Origin of the sequence: Algoriphagus boritolerans DSM 17298 = JCM 18970, from assembly GCF_900108085.1 — a bacterium.
In the GTDB taxonomy this organism is placed as follows: Bacteria; Bacteroidota; Bacteroidia; order Cytophagales; family Cyclobacteriaceae; genus Algoriphagus; species Algoriphagus boritolerans.
The window spans coordinates 401504-418926 of record NZ_FNVR01000001.1; the positions used below are offsets into that span (position 1 = coordinate 401504).

A 17423-nucleotide genomic window follows, 5' to 3' on the forward strand; every position below is an offset into this window, starting at 1 on the left:
GATGATTATAAACCATGCGAGATTCCATCTGACCTTTGAAAAAAAAATTAAAAACAGATGAAATCGAGCATGACGAAGATCGTCACACACTGGGATGTTTATAAACCATGCGAGATTCCATCTGACCATTGAAAAATAAATTATAAACAGATGAAATACCCATGACGGGCGAACGACACACAGGGGGATGATTATATCCCAGCAACAATCCTCCTCGTAAAAATCAATCGGGAAACTATAACAGTCATGAACACTCAAACTGTAAACTTTGATCAACTCATAGAAAGAGGTTGTGGGATAGATGTCCACAAAAAACTGATCGTAGCCACCATCAAGGGCGCAGGACTGAAAGAAGAGACCCGTTCTTATGATGGATTTACCGAATCGCTTGAACAACTTCGGGATTGGTTGAAAGAAAGCGGTGTCACCCATGTAGCCATGGAGAGTACAGGGGTCTATTGGAAGCCTGTCTACAATGTATTAGAAGAAGACTTTGAAGTCATTTTGGTCAATGCCCGGCATATTAAGAACGTACCCGGCCACAAAACCGACAAGAAGGACAGCAAGTGGATTGCCAAGCTGTTGCTTTGCGGGTTGTTGAAAGGAAGCTTCATACCGCCCAAGCCCATCCGGGAGATGCGGGATGTAACCCGATACAAGCGGAAAGTAATCGACCAAGTTGCCTCGGAGAAGAACAGGATTCAGAAGATACTCGAAGATGCCAACATCAAGCTCTCCAGTGTGGTCAGCGACATGAGCGGGGCCGTGGCTACCAAGATCATCAAGGCACTGATCGATGGGGAGGAAAATGTGGATGAATTGGTCAATTTTCATCACGGAAAAATGCACTGCACCAAAGAAGAGCTGGCTGCTTCACTCCGGGGCAAACTGACCGACCACCATCGGTTTATGCTTCAGATGGTAAAGGAATCGATTGCCGAAAAAGAGCGTCTGATCACCAAGTTGGATGAGCAGATTGAAAAGATGCTCAAAGCCAATGAGCTGGAACTGGACGCCAAGCTTTTGGAAACGATTCCCGGAGTGGGCAAAGACGGAGCTGCTTACATACTCGCAGAGATCGGCAATGACATGAGCCGTTTTCCCAACGAACAGCATTTAGCCTCCTGGGCAGGAGTGAGCCCGGGCAGCAATGAATCGGGCGGTAAAAAAAAAGTACACGGACCACCCACGGGGATAAATATTTAAAATCTATGCTCACGCAATTTGCCTGGGCAGCAACAAGAACCAAGAAAACTTATCTGAGAAGCAAGTATGAAAGTCTGGTGGGAAGAAGAGGTAAAAAAAGAGCGCTGGTAGCAATAGGACATAAGATCCTGGTAGCGGCCTACTTCATCCTCAAGGACAAAACAGCATACAAAGAACTCGGAGGAGACTACTTGGACAACCGAAAAAAGGACAGACAAATCCAAATGCACCTAGATAAACTCAAGGAGCTTGGAGTTAAACTAAACAAAGAAATGGTAGCATAAAAAACAAAGGTCGGTCATTACTGGAGGTTGAAACATCATTGCCCAAACAATGAAACCCCGTAGATGAAATTGACATCAAGCGCTAAGCACACAGGAGTATTGCCGCGAGCATGTAGATGAAAATTTAACTTCTTAGCGTTTTTCTGCTATTACCTGAGAAAATAAAATGAGTTAAACAAACCAATTATAATCAGATGAAAGTTTTCAAAACCACTAACCCTGTAACCTTGAAGTATTTCGAAACAAAAATCCTCAAATCGAGCAAAACTCAAATTTCAAACGGAGAATTGATTTTCCAAATCTGCGAGATTCCATCAGACCATTAAAAATCTTTCAAAGTCTGATGAAATCGAGCAGGCTCCCTTCGGTGACACACAGAGGGATGATTGTAGACCTTGCGAGATTCCTCCCGATAACTATCGGGATGGCCAATAAAATTCAAATTATAAACACATAAAATCTCAATTTGTCCAATAGATTTGTAGAAGACTCATTAATAAACGCATTAGGACATGCAATTTCGGTTTTGGCACCAGCTAATTTTCCTTTTCCTTATTTTTTCACCGGGCCTTAATTCATTGGCTCAGGAATCTAACCAAGGTTTCACCCCACTTTTCAACGGCAAAAATCTCGAGGGTTGGATTGGAAACAAAACTTCCTATCAGGCCAAGGACGGCATGATCGTCATCGAACCCAATGGCGGGGGAGGAGGAAATCTTTTTACTGAAAAGGAATATGGAGACTTTATTCTTCGATTTGAATTTCAATTGACTCCCGGAGCAAATAACGGACTGGGAATTCATGCGCCTTTGGAAGGTGATGCAGCTTATGCAGGCAAGGAAATCCAGATTTTGGATAACGAGGCTGAAAAATATGCAGGGTTGAAAGCCTATCAATATCACGGTTCGGTTTATGGTGTAATTCCTGCCAAAAGAGGATTTTTGAAACCTGCCGGTGAATGGAATCAGCAAGAAGTCATCGTCCAGCATCCAAAAATAAAAGTCATTCTAAATGGAGCAGTCATCTTGGAAGGTGATTACCTGGAAGCGAGTAGAAATGGGACATTAGACGGAAAAGATCATCCGGGATTAAAAAGAAGTAGCGGGCACATTGGCTTTTTGGGTCATGGAGACGTGGTCCGATTTCGAAATATTGACATCAAAGAATTATAAAAAGGCTGGAAGACCCAAGGCGGGAGACCGAAGTTGCCCCGTTGCTAGTAATGATCCAACGGAATAATAGGATTCTGATTGATCAGTTTTTAAAAGAACATAACTATTGAAATTCACCCAAATTTACCCCCAAACCTCATGAACAAGAATCTTCAATTCATCGATCGAAGGGACTTTCTGAAAAAGTCAAGCCTAGGTGCTGCCGGATTATTTTTGGCTCCTTCACTCCTTGCGCAAGCCCGGGCCAATGGAAAACTACGAACCGCTCATATTGGATTAGGCGGTATGGGAATGGAAGATCTTCGGGCCATTTCTTCCCATGAATTGGTGGAGGTGGTCGCGCTCTGTGATGTAGATACCCATGCCCTGAGCAATGCGACAGCACTTTTCCCCAATGCCAAGACTTTCGTGGATTACCGGGAGCTTCTCCGAGAAATGAAAGATGATATTGATGCTGTCATCGTATCGACTCCGGATCATACTCATGCCCCTGCCTCACTGATGGCAATGGAAATGAATAAAGCAGTTTATTGCCAAAAACCCCTCACGCATCATGTCTCTGAAGCCAGGGCCATGAGAAAAATGGCCGAGGAGAAAAATCTGGTGACGCAGATGGGTATTCAGGTTCATTCTTTTTATGACTATAAACTTGCAACGCTGCTAATTCAGTCTGGAATCATTGGGAAAGTTCATACTGTCCGTGCCTGGTCTCCCAAAAACTGGGGCTACGATGGACCCAAACCAAAAGGCAGCGATCCTATTCCAACAAACTTGAATTGGGATCTCTGGCTGGGAACAGCCAAAAAGCGAAAGTTTAAGGAAGGCGTGTATCATCCTGGCAATTGGCGAAAGTTGTTGGACTATGGCTGTGGAACCTTAGGCGATATGGGTGTTCATATCTTTGATACCCCATACAATGCCCTTCAGCTCGATGTGCCCAGAACAATCCTCAACAACTGCCGGAAGCCAACCGGATTCGGGTTTCCTGAAAATAATGTGGTGACTTACGAATTCCCAGGCACTCCCTATACCGCAGTAACGCTAAAATGGGTATGGTATGATGGTCCTGGGGCTCCCGCAGATCATGAAGATCTTTTACTTCCAAATGGAGAAGAATTGCCTGATCAGGGAGCGATGTTTATGGGTGAAAAAGGAAGATTGTTGCTTCCACACTTTCAGCAGTTACCGCGCCTCATCGTAAATGGGAAGTATGAGGAATTCGATGTGGAACCGTTCAAACTCGGTGCGCCTGTGAAAGATTATGCCGGAGAAAGCAAAAAGCATTACCATCAGTTTGTGGATGCCTGCCTCGGAAAAGATGAATGCAGTGCGCCATTTGAGTATTCTGCGAGATTGACCGAAACGATCTTGCTCGGTGTGATCGCCGGTCGTTTTCCTAATCAGACCCTGAATTGGGATTCAGAAAAAGCACTGTTTGCCGAGAAAAAGGCCAATAAGTACCTGGGAGGAAAGTATCGAAAGTTTTAAGTTTAGTAGCAAATATCAAGACACAATTATCAAGACTAAGAGAGGCAAGAGGCAAGAGACAAGAAGGTTGAACCAAGAATTTGTTCGGATAACTGACATATGGGAACTAGTAACCTCTTACTATTCACTACTCACCACTTCTGATAAAGCGACTGCCCCCTGACCTCTGACCTCTGCCTACTGATCACCGTGACTGCCCACTGACCTCTGCCCACTGAATTGTTCGCTGGCGAACAAAAATGTTCGAGAAAAGAATAGGTTTAAATCTTCTAAATCGCCTCTGGAGCTAATTCAGGGGCATTTTTTATGGCATAAAAGTAGGAAGTACGAATGGGAGATGTCGGGATTCAGGAAGTAGGTAGGAAACCTTCCAACTTTCCAACTTTACAACCTTTCAACTTTTGTCATTATGTGGAAAAATTACTTAAAAGTCTCCTTTAGAAACCTGAAAAAGCGGAAGCTTTATACAGGCATCAACCTTTTGGGCTTGACCATAGCACTGGTTAGCTTCTTTTCGATCACGCTTTACATTCATCATGAATGGAGCTATGATCGAATGTACACCGATGCCGATCGAATCTATAAAATCAATCAGGAGTTTGTCTCAGGTGGCGAAATGCAACTCGTAGGTACCACACCCGCAAGCTTAGTTCCAACTTTGATTGGTGAGTTTCCTGAGGTGGAAACTGGAACTCTGGTTTTTGATTTGAGTATTTTTAGTTCTGTGTTGGTCGACGCCGGACAGGGAAATCAAGAGGAGTCTCGATTTGCTTTTGTGGACGAGAATTTTTACGAGGTTTTTGACTTTGAAATTTTGGCTGGGCAAAAAGGAGCCCTTCTGAATGAACCAAACCAATTGGTTCTAACCGAAAGCACCGCAAAACGCTACTTTGGTTCGGTGCAGAACGCCGAAGGAAAATCGCTTAAAATCGATGGAAGTGACTATTTGATCACAGGAGTGATGGAGGATTTCCCAAGTAACAGTCACCTGGATTTTGATTTTTTGGCTTCATTCAAGACCCACCGTCATGGTAAAAACCCGGAATGGTCCCCAAGTAATTATTACAGCTACGCAAAGCTTCGAAAAGATGCCGATTTGAGTCAGTTTGAAGCCAAACTTCCCCAAATGGTCGAGAAATATTTGGGGGAAGAACAGCGGGAATATGGATTTCAAACCTCCTTTCAAACACAACCTGTTACCCAAATTCACTTGGGTGACCAAACGCTGAGTACAGTGAAGCCGGGTACAGACATTAAGTACCTTTACATTTTTGGGGTTGTAGCGATCCTTTTGTTGGCGATAGGAATTATTAATTATGTAAATCTCGCTACGGCAGAAGCCACAGAGCGCAATAAGGAAGTGGGGCTGAGAAAGGTGATGGGAGCCGACCGGGGACAGCTTTTTGGTCAGTTTGTTTCCGAATCGATGCTTTTGACCTTTGGTGCAGCGGTTTTAAGCCTATTTACTATCTATCTGCTGGCCCCTCAGTTTGTCAAATTGGGCGAAGTTCCTTTGAATTTGGCACTGCTTTTTTCTTTTGAAGGATTGTTGATCTTGGCTGGAATGGTGGTGGTAGTCGGGATTTTGTCCGGTTTGTATCCATCGATTTTCCTTTCAGGTCTGGAACCCATCAAAGCACTGGGAAATAAAGTGAAAATCGGAGGTGGAGCCTGGGTAAGAAAGTCATTGGTGGTCTTCCAGTTCTTTGTGTCCATGGGTTTGTTGATTTGCACTTTTGTGGTCAAATCCCAACTGGATTTCATGCAGGAAGTCAACTTGGGTTATCAAAAGGAGCAGATAGTAGCTTTGCCATATCATTACAATATGCGCAATTCCATCGGAACTGTGAAGCAGGAAATGCTTCGCACGGGAGCTGCTGAATCCATTGCTTTGGCATCTGATATGCCGATCCATGTGAAAGCTTCCTATTCGATTTTTCCCGGAGGGGACAATCAGAAGGAATTTATGATCACGGGCTATTCTGTGGACAATGACCTCGTCAATACCATTGGATTGGAGATTCTTGCCGGTGAGAATTTCACAGAGACGGACATATCCAGATCCTATGCGAACGATTCCACATTACAACTTCCTATAATTCTCAATGAATCTGCCCTTCAACGCCTGGGCTGGAGTCCGGAAGAAGCCATCGGCAAGCGTGTTGATTTCGGAGGCGGACTTGCCAATGTAAAAGGGGTGGTGAAAAATTTCCATTTCAACTCGCTGCATCATCAGATAAGTCCTATGGTGATTTTCATTGATCCGGATCAGGCCAATGTGTTGCTGGTGAAAATGCCGGCCGGAAATCCCGCAGTTCATTTGGCAAGCCTGGAAGCGTCTTGGAAGTCACTTGTCCCTGACCGGCCTTTTAACTACAAGTTTGTAGATCAGGAATACGCTCAAATGTATCGCTCAGAACAGCGGGTAGGGGAAATCTTCGGGCTTTTTTCCGGTATCGCTATTTTCATAGCAGGCATGGGGCTGTTCGGGCTGGTTTCTTATGTGGCTTTGAGAAGGACTCGGGAAATCAGCATTCGCAAGGTCTTAGGTGCGACCCAAGGCGATGTGATTTCTGTGCTTTCATCAGATTTCTTCAAGCTTTTGGCTATTTCGGCAGTGTTGGCTGTCAGTTTTGGGATTTGGTTTAGTTCTTCCTGGCTTTCAGCCTTTGCCAATAAAGCCTCCATCGGAATCTGGCCGTATTTGTATGCTGTTTTGATCGTCCTGCTATTAGCATTAATCACAATTGGTTACCGAAGCTGGAAAGTCTTTTCACTGAACCCGTCCAAAACGCTAAAAAGTGATTAAAAGCTTGATTTCGGATGACCAAAGTCTGATGATTCCAACCTTACAACCTTACAACCTTACAACCTTACAACCTTAAAACTTTACAACTTTCCAACTTTCAAAATGATCCAACTCAAAGCAATAGATAAGTACATCGAGTCACGTTTTCAGCGGATTTTTATTCTCAAGGGAATCGACCTGACGATAAACGAAGGGGAATTTATCACGCTCATGGGGCCTTCCGGAGCAGGTAAATCTACATTGCTGAATATCCTTGGGTTATTGGATGAAGATTACGCAGGAGAGTACTTTTTCGGTGAAAAACGCATCAAAACCATGAAGGATAAAGAGCGATCCAACCTCCACAAAAGTGAGTTTGGATACATCTTTCAAGCCTACCACCTCATCGATGAACTTACCGTTTACGAAAACATAGAAACGCCTTTGCTCTATCGGAATGTCTCTTCCTCTGAGCGGAAAAGCATCATCGCCAATCTTCTGGACAGGTTTAATATGGTGGCAAAAAAAGACCTTTTCCCTGCGCAACTTTCAGGAGGACAGCAGCAATTGGTAGGGATCGCCCGAGCCATTGCAGGACGACCAAAAGTGCTTTTAGCAGACGAGCCGACCGGCAATTTGCATTCAGCCCAAGCGAAAGAAATCATGGAGATTTTCCAGGAATTACATACCGAAGGCACCACCATCATCCAGGCAACGCATGCACGGGAAAATGCCGATTTCGGAACTCGATTAATCAATTTAGTAGACGGTAGAATAAAAACGGATGAAGCTATCACAAAGTAAATTCACCTTGCTTACGCTTCTTGGAGCAAGTTTGGTCTGGGGAAAATTAAAGGCTCAGGATACCATTCCAATGAATTTTGAAATGGCAGTCGAACTGGCCTTGACCAAAAACCTGGACTATAGAATACAGCAAAACAACATGTCCATACTGCAAAAGGAAAAGCAAGTGGCCATGTTTTCCCATCTTCCTTCAGTAGGAATGTCCTCCAATCTTTTACAGCAAACGGGTCAGCAATTCCAGCAGATAGAAGGTGAGATTGTGGTTACCAACGTCTCAAATGACATCCTAACGGGAAACCTGAATGTCACTATGCCGCTGTTTAATTCCGGTAGAAGGATCCTTGATACCCAATCTGCAATATTGGCTTTGGAAGCGGGTGAAAAAGGACTTAACCGTGCCAAGCAGCAGGTGATTTTTGATGTGTCACGGAGGTATTTGCAGGTGCTGTTGGATCAAGAATTAGTACGAATAGCTGGAGAAAATCTCGAAAACCAAAAGCAGCAATTGGTTCAGATTGAGGGTTTTGTAGATGCGGGTTTGCGGACGATGTCGGACCTGTACAACCAACAATCGGAAGTGGCACGACTGGAATCTGTCAAAGTGGATGCAGAAATCCAATATGAGAATGACCTTTGGCTATTGACTGAATACCTACAATTGCCACCGGGTGTGGTTCCTGTGATTGAATCGGTAGATCCCATTCGGGAAGTTAGTTCCTTTGAAGGCCTGGATTTGACTCAACTCTATGACTTGGCAAAATCTAACCGGCAGGATTTAACGCAGCAGACGTTGCTGGCCAATTCCTTCAAAAAGGACATGCAGGCGATCAAAGCGATGTATTTTCCGCGATTAAATGCCTTTTACAATTACAACACCTTCTTTACTTCCTTGGATCAGAGAAGTTTGCGGGAGCAGTTTCTGAGAATTTATCCTCAGAATACCCTTGGGATAGGGTTGACGATACCGATTTTTACCAACTTCCAATCTCGTCTCGAGGTGGGGAGAAGCAGAGTGGCCTATGAAAACCAAGTCCTTCAGAAAGAATCCATTGACCGGAAAGTGTACCAGGAGGTAAAATTATCCTATCAGAATTACCTGGCGGCATTGCGAAAAGAGAAAAATGCCCAAGTTCAGGTGTTGGCCGCAGAAGAAGCATTCAATGCTGTCAATGAACGTTTCAGACTGGGGCTTTCCAGTTTTGTGGAGGTATCTACTGCCAATCAGACTTTGGTCAGGGCTCAGGCAGACCAAGCCCAAGCGGTCTATACCCTTTATTTTCAGGATGTATTGATGAAGTTTGCTTTGGGAACTTTGGATTTTTAGATCAGTCTGAAAAAAAGAAAACCACAAAGGATCAAAGCTCACAAAAAAAAGACAGATCCATTAGACCTGTCTTTTTGCTTGGTTGAATTGTGGTAGTTGTTTTTAAAGCATCGAGAAGAACATATCCAAATCTGGAATCAGGACAATTCGTGTTCTTCTGTTCAAAGCCATATTTTCTTGGGAGTCATTTTCAACCAAAGGCACATAAGAGGCTCTACCGGCAGCGATCATTTTTTCAGGTGCTACCTGATATTTCAATTGAAGGGCTCTCACGATGGAGGTAGCTCTCTTCACTGACAAATCCCAATTGTCTTCCAAAGCAGGAGTGGAGATGGTTCTTGAATCTGTATGGCCTTCGATCATCACTTGTAGACTTGGTTCGGCATTGATCACCTCTGCAAGTTTTTTCAGCAAAGGATCTGCTTTAGAATTGATTCTGTAGCTACCTGTGTTGAAGAGTAGTTTGTCTGAAATAGAAATCATCACCACAGTTTTGTCAATGTCAATTTGGACATCATCTTCATCTCCACCTTGCTCGGTGATATTTTCTCTGATATTATGACCAATAGCAAGGTTTACCGAGTCTTCGAGGGTTTTGGCTTCTGCCAATTTGGCCGGATCTACCTTGGCTAAAGTCTCATTCATTTTGGCTTTGGAGTTTTTGGACATCACCGCCGCACCTTCCAGAGTCATCATGCCATTGTTCGTTTCCGTCAATTGGTCGTTGGTTTCCCTCAAGGAATTGATCCTTGCATTGTATTCCGCAACGCGGGCCTCAATTGCAGACATTTTTTCTTCCAATTCAGCTTTTTCCTGATTGGTTGCCGCTAGTTCGGATTGGGTTTTAAAAAGATTGCTTTCCAGTTCGGTGTATTTCTTTTTGGATACACAGGAGACCGTTAAGCTCAATCCGATAACGCTTGCTAGAAGAAGTGATTTTTTCATTGGTTTTGATTTTTGGTTTTCAAAGCAATTCCAAATAGCCCGCCAAGCCAGCGGGGTTTAAATTTTTGAATCCCTTGTGATGCTAAAAATGCCCTTTTGGCTTCAAAATCATTGTTTTTAACAGTTTTTCAAAAAAGTGGAGATAAAAAAATAGTCCTGATTTCTCAGGACAATAGTGGGAGAACTGTAGCGTATCTCCCCAGTTTGAGTAAACAATTAAGCTTATTCCGAAAGTCTGTTGATAATTTTGAATTCATTCATCACCCGATAGGCTGCCCGCGTGATGTCGGACTGGAATGTGGGAGATGCCAGATCAAAGTTTGCAGCGGTGTAGCCTTGCCAGATGGTATTCCCTTTCCTGGAGTCGATCACATAGATCACCAGCATGCCGTTGTTCTCCGCATATTTTACCTGATTGTAGGTTTCGTCCTTCTCTTGTTCCCGTTCGATTTCTCCCTCATCATTCCTGTAGGTCATTCCTGTGCGGTTGAGCCAGTAGTCAAATTCCGGTTGAACATAGCCTCGGTACCGAATCGAGTCTGAAAAAATCTTATAACTCACCAACATGTCGGGTTTGCTGATTTGCTCCCGATAACCCTGCGAACCCAGTCTTGCACCGATCGTTGAGTTTAGTACGCTTACCAGAGGAGAAACTTCTTTTTCATTGGTTTCTACAAAAGCGAATGTCTTGTATTTTTTGAAAGAGCCGGTGTAGTTGTAGTCGTAATCAGTCACGTAATCCTTGGACGAAAAGCAAGAGGCAGTGCTTACTACAAGGAGTATGAGAAGGGCTGAGGAAATTTTCATGGCTGACTGTGGTTTTAATGGTCGATTTTTCGTATTAAAAGAGGCTTTTGTCTAACCTTTGGTTTTGAATTTTTGTTTTGGCAAGTGCTTATTTTTCAGGTTTCTAATCGATCTAATTTATCAAGAAGTGATCTAAAAATGGACATTTTTTTATTTAAATCGAAAAAATGTCCTTTTACCGGCTTTTCCTTGAAATGAGTTGGTGAAAGGCACTGAATTGAAGTTGGGTTTTTGAAAGGCTGTTGCTTGTCTGTTCCATCAGTCCGAATTGAAGTGCCAGTCTGGGAGATGTACGATATCCAATGCCCAGATAGATTCGATTACGGTCAAAGAATTGGGAATTTTCTGTTGGTTTTTCTCCATTTATAAAGATTTCATCATAAATCTGTGCGTAAACAGCCCCCTTCTCCGCCAAATCTTTTTTATTTAATGGCACATTGATAAAAATCGCATAGCGAAATCTCGTCCTTAAGTCCAAACCTTCAATCCAGCGCTGTTCGTACCGATAGCGGTGCATCAAACCGACTCTTCCCGGGCTTTGCCTGAAGATTACCTCTTGGTAAATCCTGTTTTCGTGAAACGTCTCGGTAGCTTCTCCGGGGATGCCGGTGGTAATCGATGCGTATCCGGCCAGAAAACTCACCTGACCTGATTTGAGGTTATATTGAAGGCCTGTACGAAGCAGTAATTGCTCGAGGTCCCCGAGAATCTTATTGTCCCGGTATTGCGCCTCTCCGTGAATTGCCCAGGGAGACTCTGCAAATCTGAAATTCCCGAAATACATGTACCAGGAACCCAAATCAGGCACTTCTTGAGCGAACACGGGAAATTGCAGTGAGAATAGTAAAATCGAGATACATAGCTTCTTCATTTGCACAAATTAGTAAAATTGATCACGTTCTTCCAGTTGGATTTTATAAATGCCCTTAATTCTTAACCTGCGGTTGCTGAGCATGCCTGCACTGAGCCTGTCGAAGTGTCTAATCCTCAGCCCTCAACCCTTTTTCAATCAAACGAGTATTCGAATACCTACTATTCAAACTAGATTCTCTAAATTGAAGGAAACTTTTTAGCTATGACTCAGGAAAAAAGAAACTGCCTTCACTGTGGCAAACCGATTCAGGGTCGGGTTGATAAAAAATTCTGTGACGACAGTTGCAGAAATACCTATAACAATCAACAAAATCCGGAAAGTGTCAACTTGATCCGGAATATCAATCATACCCTGAAGAAAAATCGAAAAATTCTCGAGACGCTGATTCCATCAGGGGAAGTTTTGGCTAAAACCACCCGGGAGCGATTGACGAGGCAAGGATTTAATTTTAAGTTTTACACCCATACCTATCAAAATAAAAAAGGTAACCTCTATCATTATTGCTACGACTTCGGCTATCTCGAACTTGATGGAGACTGGTTTTTGATCGTCAAAGGAAAGGAGGTTTAGGAGGATTACTAGGTATAAAGTACTACTTACCAAGTACCAAGTACCAAGGATTGGAAACTAGAGCAAAAAAGTAGAAGCAAGAAGCAAGAAGCAAAAACCCAAGAACCGTCCATCAACCATCAATTAACCAGTTTAACAACCCCTGAACTCTAAACCCCGAATCCCAACACTAAGTTGATTCAATAATTAGTCAGTAAGTCAGTAAGTCAGTTCACCAGTTACCCAGTTAGTCAATTTCACAGTTAATCCATTAACCAGGTCAACACTAAAATCCTCCTCTAATCCCCCCCAAGACTTGCCTGCGTTTTTTTCCAAATCAATAAAATCCCGACTTTTTGTAGTAATTTCCTAACTTTGCCCAGTTTTTGAGATCGACTAGTTAAAATTCCTTTATGCGTAAGCTCTTCAGTATGCTATGTTTTGGACTCGTTTTTTGGGGTTCATTGTCTTGTGTTTCTAACGAAAAAATCATTTACCTGCAAAATCTTGAGGGTAACGAACCGATTCCTGATGATGAATTAATTTCTTATGAAATTCCGGAATACAAGCTTCAATACAACGATATCGTGGATGTCAATATTCAAACCGTTGAAGATCTGCTGTTAAACGGTTTCAACAATAGGGCAGCTGTGGGTGGAAATCCGCAAATGCAAGTAGCAGGACAAGGTGGGGGAGATATCTATTACATGACAGGCTACACGGTGGATAGGGAAGGAAATATCCGTCTCCCGATTGTAGGTGCCATCAATGTCAAAGACAAAACGATTGAAGAAGCCCGGATTCAAATCGAATCCCAACTCAAACAGTATGTGACCACCGAGGTTTACGTGAAAGTGAAACTTGGAGGTATTCGTTATTCCGCCCTAGGCGAGTTTAGAAGACCCGGCAAATTTGTGGTGCTTCAGGACAGAATGACCATTTTTGAAGCAATTGCCAATGCCGGTGATCTGACCAATATCTCAAAAAGAGATGAGATTTTATTGATCCGTCAATATCCCGAAGGAACCAAGCTCCATCGACTTAATCTGAACGATCGGCAATTGATCCGCTCCCCGTATTACTTTATTCAACCCAATGATCAACTCTATGCAGAGCCAATGAAGGTTCGTGAAATCGGCGCAGGGGAGAACGCCGCCCAATCCCTTGCGCTAATTATTTCTGCGATTACCGCAGCAGTTCTAATCATTAATGTTGCTACCCGATAATAATAAATGTATCCGAATTCACCACAAATAAATCAGACTCCGCAGTCCCCGTTTATGGTCAATCAGGAAGATGAAATCGACCTGAAAGTTATCCTTTTCAATTACCTGCAATATTGGCCGCTTATTTTGGTCTTTGCCCTGTTGGGGCTGCTTTCTGCTTTTCTTTTCAACCGCTTAACTACCCCCGTGTATAAAATCGAATCCACCGTTATTGTGGAGGATGAGAACGCAGCATTGGGTGCGGACCTTTTTGAATCGGCAGGGCTTCTGGGCCTTCAGGGTAAAAGTAACATTGAGAATGAAATCGGAATTCTAAAGTCTTTTTCATTGGCCCAAGCAGCACTCAATGAGCTCAATTTCAACGTTCGCTATTACCGGGAAGATTTCTTGAAGAAAACCGAAGCCTATGGCAATTTTCCGATCTTGGTAAGTGTGGATTGGAATAAGCCTCAGGTGGTAGGAGGACTTTTCAAGGTCGAGGTAATCGATGAAAACAGTTTTGAGCTGAGTGTGGAGGAAGAAGGATTTTCTGTTTTTTATCCAAATGATCCTTATTATAAAGGTAGATTGGAAGAGCTCCTTTTTGAGAAAAAAATCTTCCGCTTCGGTGAGCTGGTAAAAGGTGAGTCCTTTGAGTTTAAGATTGAAAAGGTTTCCGCCCAGCCGAATGAAATTTTTTATTTTAAACTGGTGGATACTCCAAGTTTAGCGCTTTCTTATAAAGAACAACTTCAGGCTGCCCCATCCAATAAGCAAAGCTCCATTGTCACCTTGGGTTTGGAAACTCCCCTCCGAAGAATGGGAGAGGATTACCTCAACAAATTAATGGAAACCTACCTGCAGCGGGAATTGGATGATAAAAACCGTACAGCAGAAAACACCATTAAATTCATCGATCAACAACTCAGTGGAATAACAGATTCACTTCGAGGCTCTGAAAATCAACTCGAACAATATCGATCCGAAAATAAAATCTTCAATCTCTCCGAAGAAGGGTCTATCATTTTTGAAAGACTGTCCGAATATGAAAAGGAAAAGGGGCTGAATGAAATCAACCTGAAATACCTTCAGACACTCCGGGATTACCTGTCCAGTGGCTTATCTGGCGAATTGATTTCCCCTTCAATAATTGGAACAACAGATCCTTTGCTCAATGCACTGGTGCAGAATCTTTCCGAATTGCAGGCTGAACGGGTTCGGCTGACGGCCAACTTTTCGGATCAGACTCCACAGGTTCGGGATATCAATTCCCGAATTCAAAACACGACCAAAGCGCTTCAGGAAAATGTCAATTCCGCCATCGTTAACACCCAAAATGTCCTCGCAGATATCAATGGGAGAATCAGAACCATCGAACAGGAGATTAACGCCCTGCCTCAGACTGAGCGCAAGTTGCTAAGCTATACCCGGCAGTTTACGATCACCGAAAACATCTACATCTACTTTTTACAGAAAAAGGCAGAGGCAGAGATTACCCAAGCCTCCAACATGCCAAGTAATAAAATCCTGGATTTTGCCAAATCCGGTCAACTTCCCATTGCTCCAAAGCGAAGCTTAAATCTGTTGATTGGTTTGATCCTGGGACTGATTGTTCCGATTGGATTTATTACCGTTAAGGATTTTCTAAATACGAAAATCGAAGATCCAAAAGAGCTGGAGAAGCAGATCAAAGTTCCGTTGATCGGAATGATCGGCAGAAATAATTCTACGGATGCCCTGCCGGTATTTAATAATCCCCGCTCTTCGGTTACCGAATCATTCCGCTCTTTACGGGCTGATTTGGCCTACCTAAGTCCTCAGAAGCAAAACCTTACGATTCTTTTTACTTCCTCCATCTCAGGAGAAGGCAAGACTTTCGTTTCGCTCAACATGGCCTCAGTTTTTGCACTGATGGGTAAAAAAACCGTTTTGATAGGTTTAGACCTGCGTAAACCAAAAATCGCCCAGGATTTTGGTATGGTCAATGACAAAGGAATAAGTACCTGTCTGAGTAGCGATACACCTTGGCAATCTGTGGTCAAGCATTCCGGCTTCGAAAACTTGGACTTAATTCTTTCTGGACCCATTCCTCCTAATCCTGCCGAATTACTTTTGCAGGAAAAGTTCAAAACAATAGTGACAGAAATTAAAGCGGAGTATGATGTAGTGATATTTGACTGCCCGCCTGTCGGACTTGTCTCAGAGACCAAGGAGCTATTTTCTTACGCTGATGTGAATTTCTATGTGTTCAGACAGGGATACTCCATGAAAGGAAATACGCATATCCTCAATAACCTGGTTGAAAAAGGGGGGATCACAAAAATGTATGCGATCCTCAATGACTTGCACATAGACAAGGGGTATGGCTACGGATACGGCTATGGTTATGGCTACGGATACGGCAACAATTCCTACGGTTACCATGAAGAGGTGCAAATCCCTTGGTGGAAACGAGCCCTGAGAAGACAGCGCTAATAAAAAACGCAAATTCAAAGCCTCGGCAAGTCCGGGGCTTTTTTTATGGGATTGAATCAAAGCAATTGCTTACCAATTCACCAGTTCAACAAACTATAAATATTGACCGCTGAACATTTTTTTCGATTAAACGACGGTTGCTGAGCTGGTCTAAGCATCCAACGATTAATCAAATCCTATCCCCTAAAACTGTGGATACTAGTTCTTTTTTTCCCCAACTCGTTTGCATGTTCCTCTCTTTGAATTTTTTATCCTGAAATTATTTCCGACTGCCAACATTTATTCTGCTGATTTTTTCCAGATTCATTATGTAATTAGTTTAATAAGAAATTATGATTTTATTGTGAAATAATTAACTTATTTCAATTATAATAATAATTATACTAATTATTATTATAATTAATTGAAAATATATTATTTAATGCTTCCCCGTTTCCTTTTTTTATCGGAATTTTAACTTTCTCAAAAATCTGTTTACCCATCATTTTTGCCATCATTTTTAAAGGAGATGGAATTCAATTTAATGGAGTGCTACGGTTGTCCTCATCATTTTAAAGCCTTACTCAAATGATAAACTATTTTAGAAAACTGTTGACAGGGTACCAGACGGTCAAGAAGAAAGTCAATGGAATTGATTTTCGCTACACCTATTCTGACAAACCTATTTTTTTCGATCCCATAGGAATGCTGAAAGAATTCAATACCCGGGTAGCACATGAGGAGGTTCAGCAATTGAGGATGATATCCCCAATCTCCGAAAATCTTCTTGAACTTGAATTTCCAGAAGAAGAGGAAAAGCCTTCTGTTGTCTGTGAGTGTTTCTTTAAAGGTAAGAGCCTGAAAGTTTCCAGGTTCTCCTTAAAAGGTGGCCTTTATCCCATTAGTTTTTATCGATTTGAACTGGATGACCAGCTCCTTGGTACGTTTAGACGAAAATATGATTATGGTTCCCAAATTCAGAAAATTGGGCTAAAACTTGCTTCGGAAACTGGGTTGGCGATTGACCTGGAACTGGGAAAATGGCTCTGGCAAAACAATCAGGGAGAGCAGCTTTTTGTCGAGAAGTTTGGGCATACACAGATTTGGTTCTTCAAAAATTCAAAGTTGGATACCCTGATAAATTAATCAAAATGAAATGCCATTCCATTTCCGCCGGGCGATTTAACCCGCTTTGAAATTCATTTATTTTGGCTCCCAAAATCGAAGTGCACTAGCCAACTAGCTGATTTGAATCTGGCTCAGAGGGAATTACCCGGTATGGTTATATAATATTCTTAATTTAATAGTTTTAAGTTAATCTTTATAAAAAACAGACCGTGTTCAAGTAAGAAAATAACTTCTAAAAAACAGGAATAAAACTGAGTACAAAAACTACTCAGTTTTGTACCTTTGTTGAGTATTAAAGGTAAAAGGATGTTTTAAATCTCGATTTGAAGCACTTTTTTTTAAAAAATCGGATAACCTATAACCTTGTAAATCCCAGGAGCTTTTCAAGGAATTCT

14 protein-coding genes are annotated in these 17423 nt (G+C 42.5%); 11 read left to right on the forward strand and 3 right to left on the reverse strand.

Annotated features, from left to right (window positions below; translation table 11 throughout):
* Positions 1-246: 246 nt before the first annotated feature.
* The 7 genes from C4S61_RS01755 to C4S61_RS01780 all read left to right on the forward strand — a co-directional run bounded on the left by C4S61_RS01755 (position 247) and on the right by C4S61_RS01780 (position 9066).
* Entirely contained in the window at positions 247-1206 is a 960-nt protein-coding gene (locus tag C4S61_RS01755) for an IS110 family RNA-guided transposase (protein WP_235009728.1), read from the forward strand.
* Between the two features lie 5 nt (positions 1207-1211).
* Positions 1212-1490 carry a hypothetical protein gene (locus C4S61_RS22215; RefSeq protein ID WP_235009729.1) on the forward strand — a complete coding sequence of 93 codons (279 nt, stop codon included), beginning with the start codon at positions 1212-1214 and terminating at the stop codon, positions 1488-1490.
* A gap of 578 nt (positions 1491-2068) precedes the next feature.
* On the forward strand, positions 2069-2662 hold the full coding sequence (locus tag C4S61_RS01760; RefSeq protein WP_235009730.1) for a 3-keto-disaccharide hydrolase: 594 nt from the start codon (positions 2069-2071) through the stop codon (positions 2660-2662).
* 138 nt (positions 2663-2800) lie between these two features.
* Complete coding sequence (locus tag C4S61_RS01765; RefSeq protein WP_103923060.1) at positions 2801-4150, forward strand: Gfo/Idh/MocA family oxidoreductase; 1350 nt, start codon at positions 2801-2803, stop codon at positions 4148-4150.
* 409 nt (positions 4151-4559) lie between these two features.
* A complete protein-coding gene (locus tag C4S61_RS01770) occupies positions 4560-6959 on the forward strand; it encodes an ABC transporter permease (protein WP_103923061.1) in 2400 nt (799 codons plus the stop codon).
* Positions 6960-7061: 102 nt separating this feature from the next.
* Entirely contained in the window at positions 7062-7742 is a 681-nt protein-coding gene (locus C4S61_RS01775) for an ABC transporter ATP-binding protein (RefSeq protein WP_103923062.1), read from the forward strand.
* A complete protein-coding gene (locus C4S61_RS01780) occupies positions 7723-9066 on the forward strand; it encodes a TolC family protein (RefSeq protein ID WP_103923063.1) in 1344 nt (447 codons plus the stop codon). The genes C4S61_RS01775 and C4S61_RS01780 overlap by 20 nt, the downstream gene beginning before the upstream one ends.
* 102 nt (positions 9067-9168) lie before the next feature.
* Here C4S61_RS01780 and C4S61_RS01785 read toward each other — a convergent pair whose 3' ends face one another.
* The 3 genes from C4S61_RS01785 to C4S61_RS01795 all read right to left on the reverse strand — a co-directional run bounded on the left by C4S61_RS01785 (position 9169) and on the right by C4S61_RS01795 (position 11689).
* Entirely contained in the window at positions 9169-10011 is an 843-nt protein-coding gene (locus C4S61_RS01785) for an OmpA family protein (protein WP_103923064.1), read from the reverse strand.
* Positions 10012-10233: 222 nt separating this feature from the next.
* Positions 10234-10818: a DUF4136 domain-containing protein gene (locus tag C4S61_RS01790; RefSeq protein WP_103923065.1), complete on the reverse strand. Its 585-nt coding sequence runs from the start codon at positions 10816-10818 to the stop codon at positions 10234-10236.
* A gap of 175 nt (positions 10819-10993) precedes the next feature.
* Entirely contained in the window at positions 10994-11689 is a 696-nt protein-coding gene (locus tag C4S61_RS01795; RefSeq protein WP_103923066.1) for a DUF2490 domain-containing protein, read from the reverse strand.
* Between the two features lie 204 nt (positions 11690-11893).
* Here C4S61_RS01795 and C4S61_RS01800 point away from each other — a divergent pair, with 204 nt between their 5' ends.
* The 4 genes from C4S61_RS01800 (at position 11894) to C4S61_RS01815 (ending at position 17046) form a co-directional block, all read left to right on the forward strand.
* Positions 11894-12262, forward strand: coding sequence for a DUF2116 family Zn-ribbon domain-containing protein (locus C4S61_RS01800; protein WP_103923067.1), 369 nt, complete (start codon positions 11894-11896; stop codon positions 12260-12262).
* Positions 12263-12654: 392 nt separating this feature from the next.
* The gene (locus C4S61_RS01805; RefSeq protein ID WP_103923068.1) at positions 12655-13467 is read left to right on the forward strand and encodes a polysaccharide biosynthesis/export family protein; all 813 of its coding nucleotides are present in this window, start codon (positions 12655-12657) and stop codon (positions 13465-13467) included.
* A gap of 6 nt (positions 13468-13473) precedes the next feature.
* Positions 13474-15921 (forward strand): GumC family protein, encoded by a 2448-nt coding sequence (locus C4S61_RS01810; RefSeq protein ID WP_103923069.1) that lies wholly within the window; start codon positions 13474-13476, stop codon positions 15919-15921.
* Positions 15922-16488: 567 nt separating this feature from the next.
* On the forward strand, positions 16489-17046 hold the full coding sequence (locus tag C4S61_RS01815; RefSeq protein ID WP_103923070.1) for a hypothetical protein: 558 nt from the start codon (positions 16489-16491) through the stop codon (positions 17044-17046).
* Positions 17047-17423: the final 377 nt, after the last annotated feature.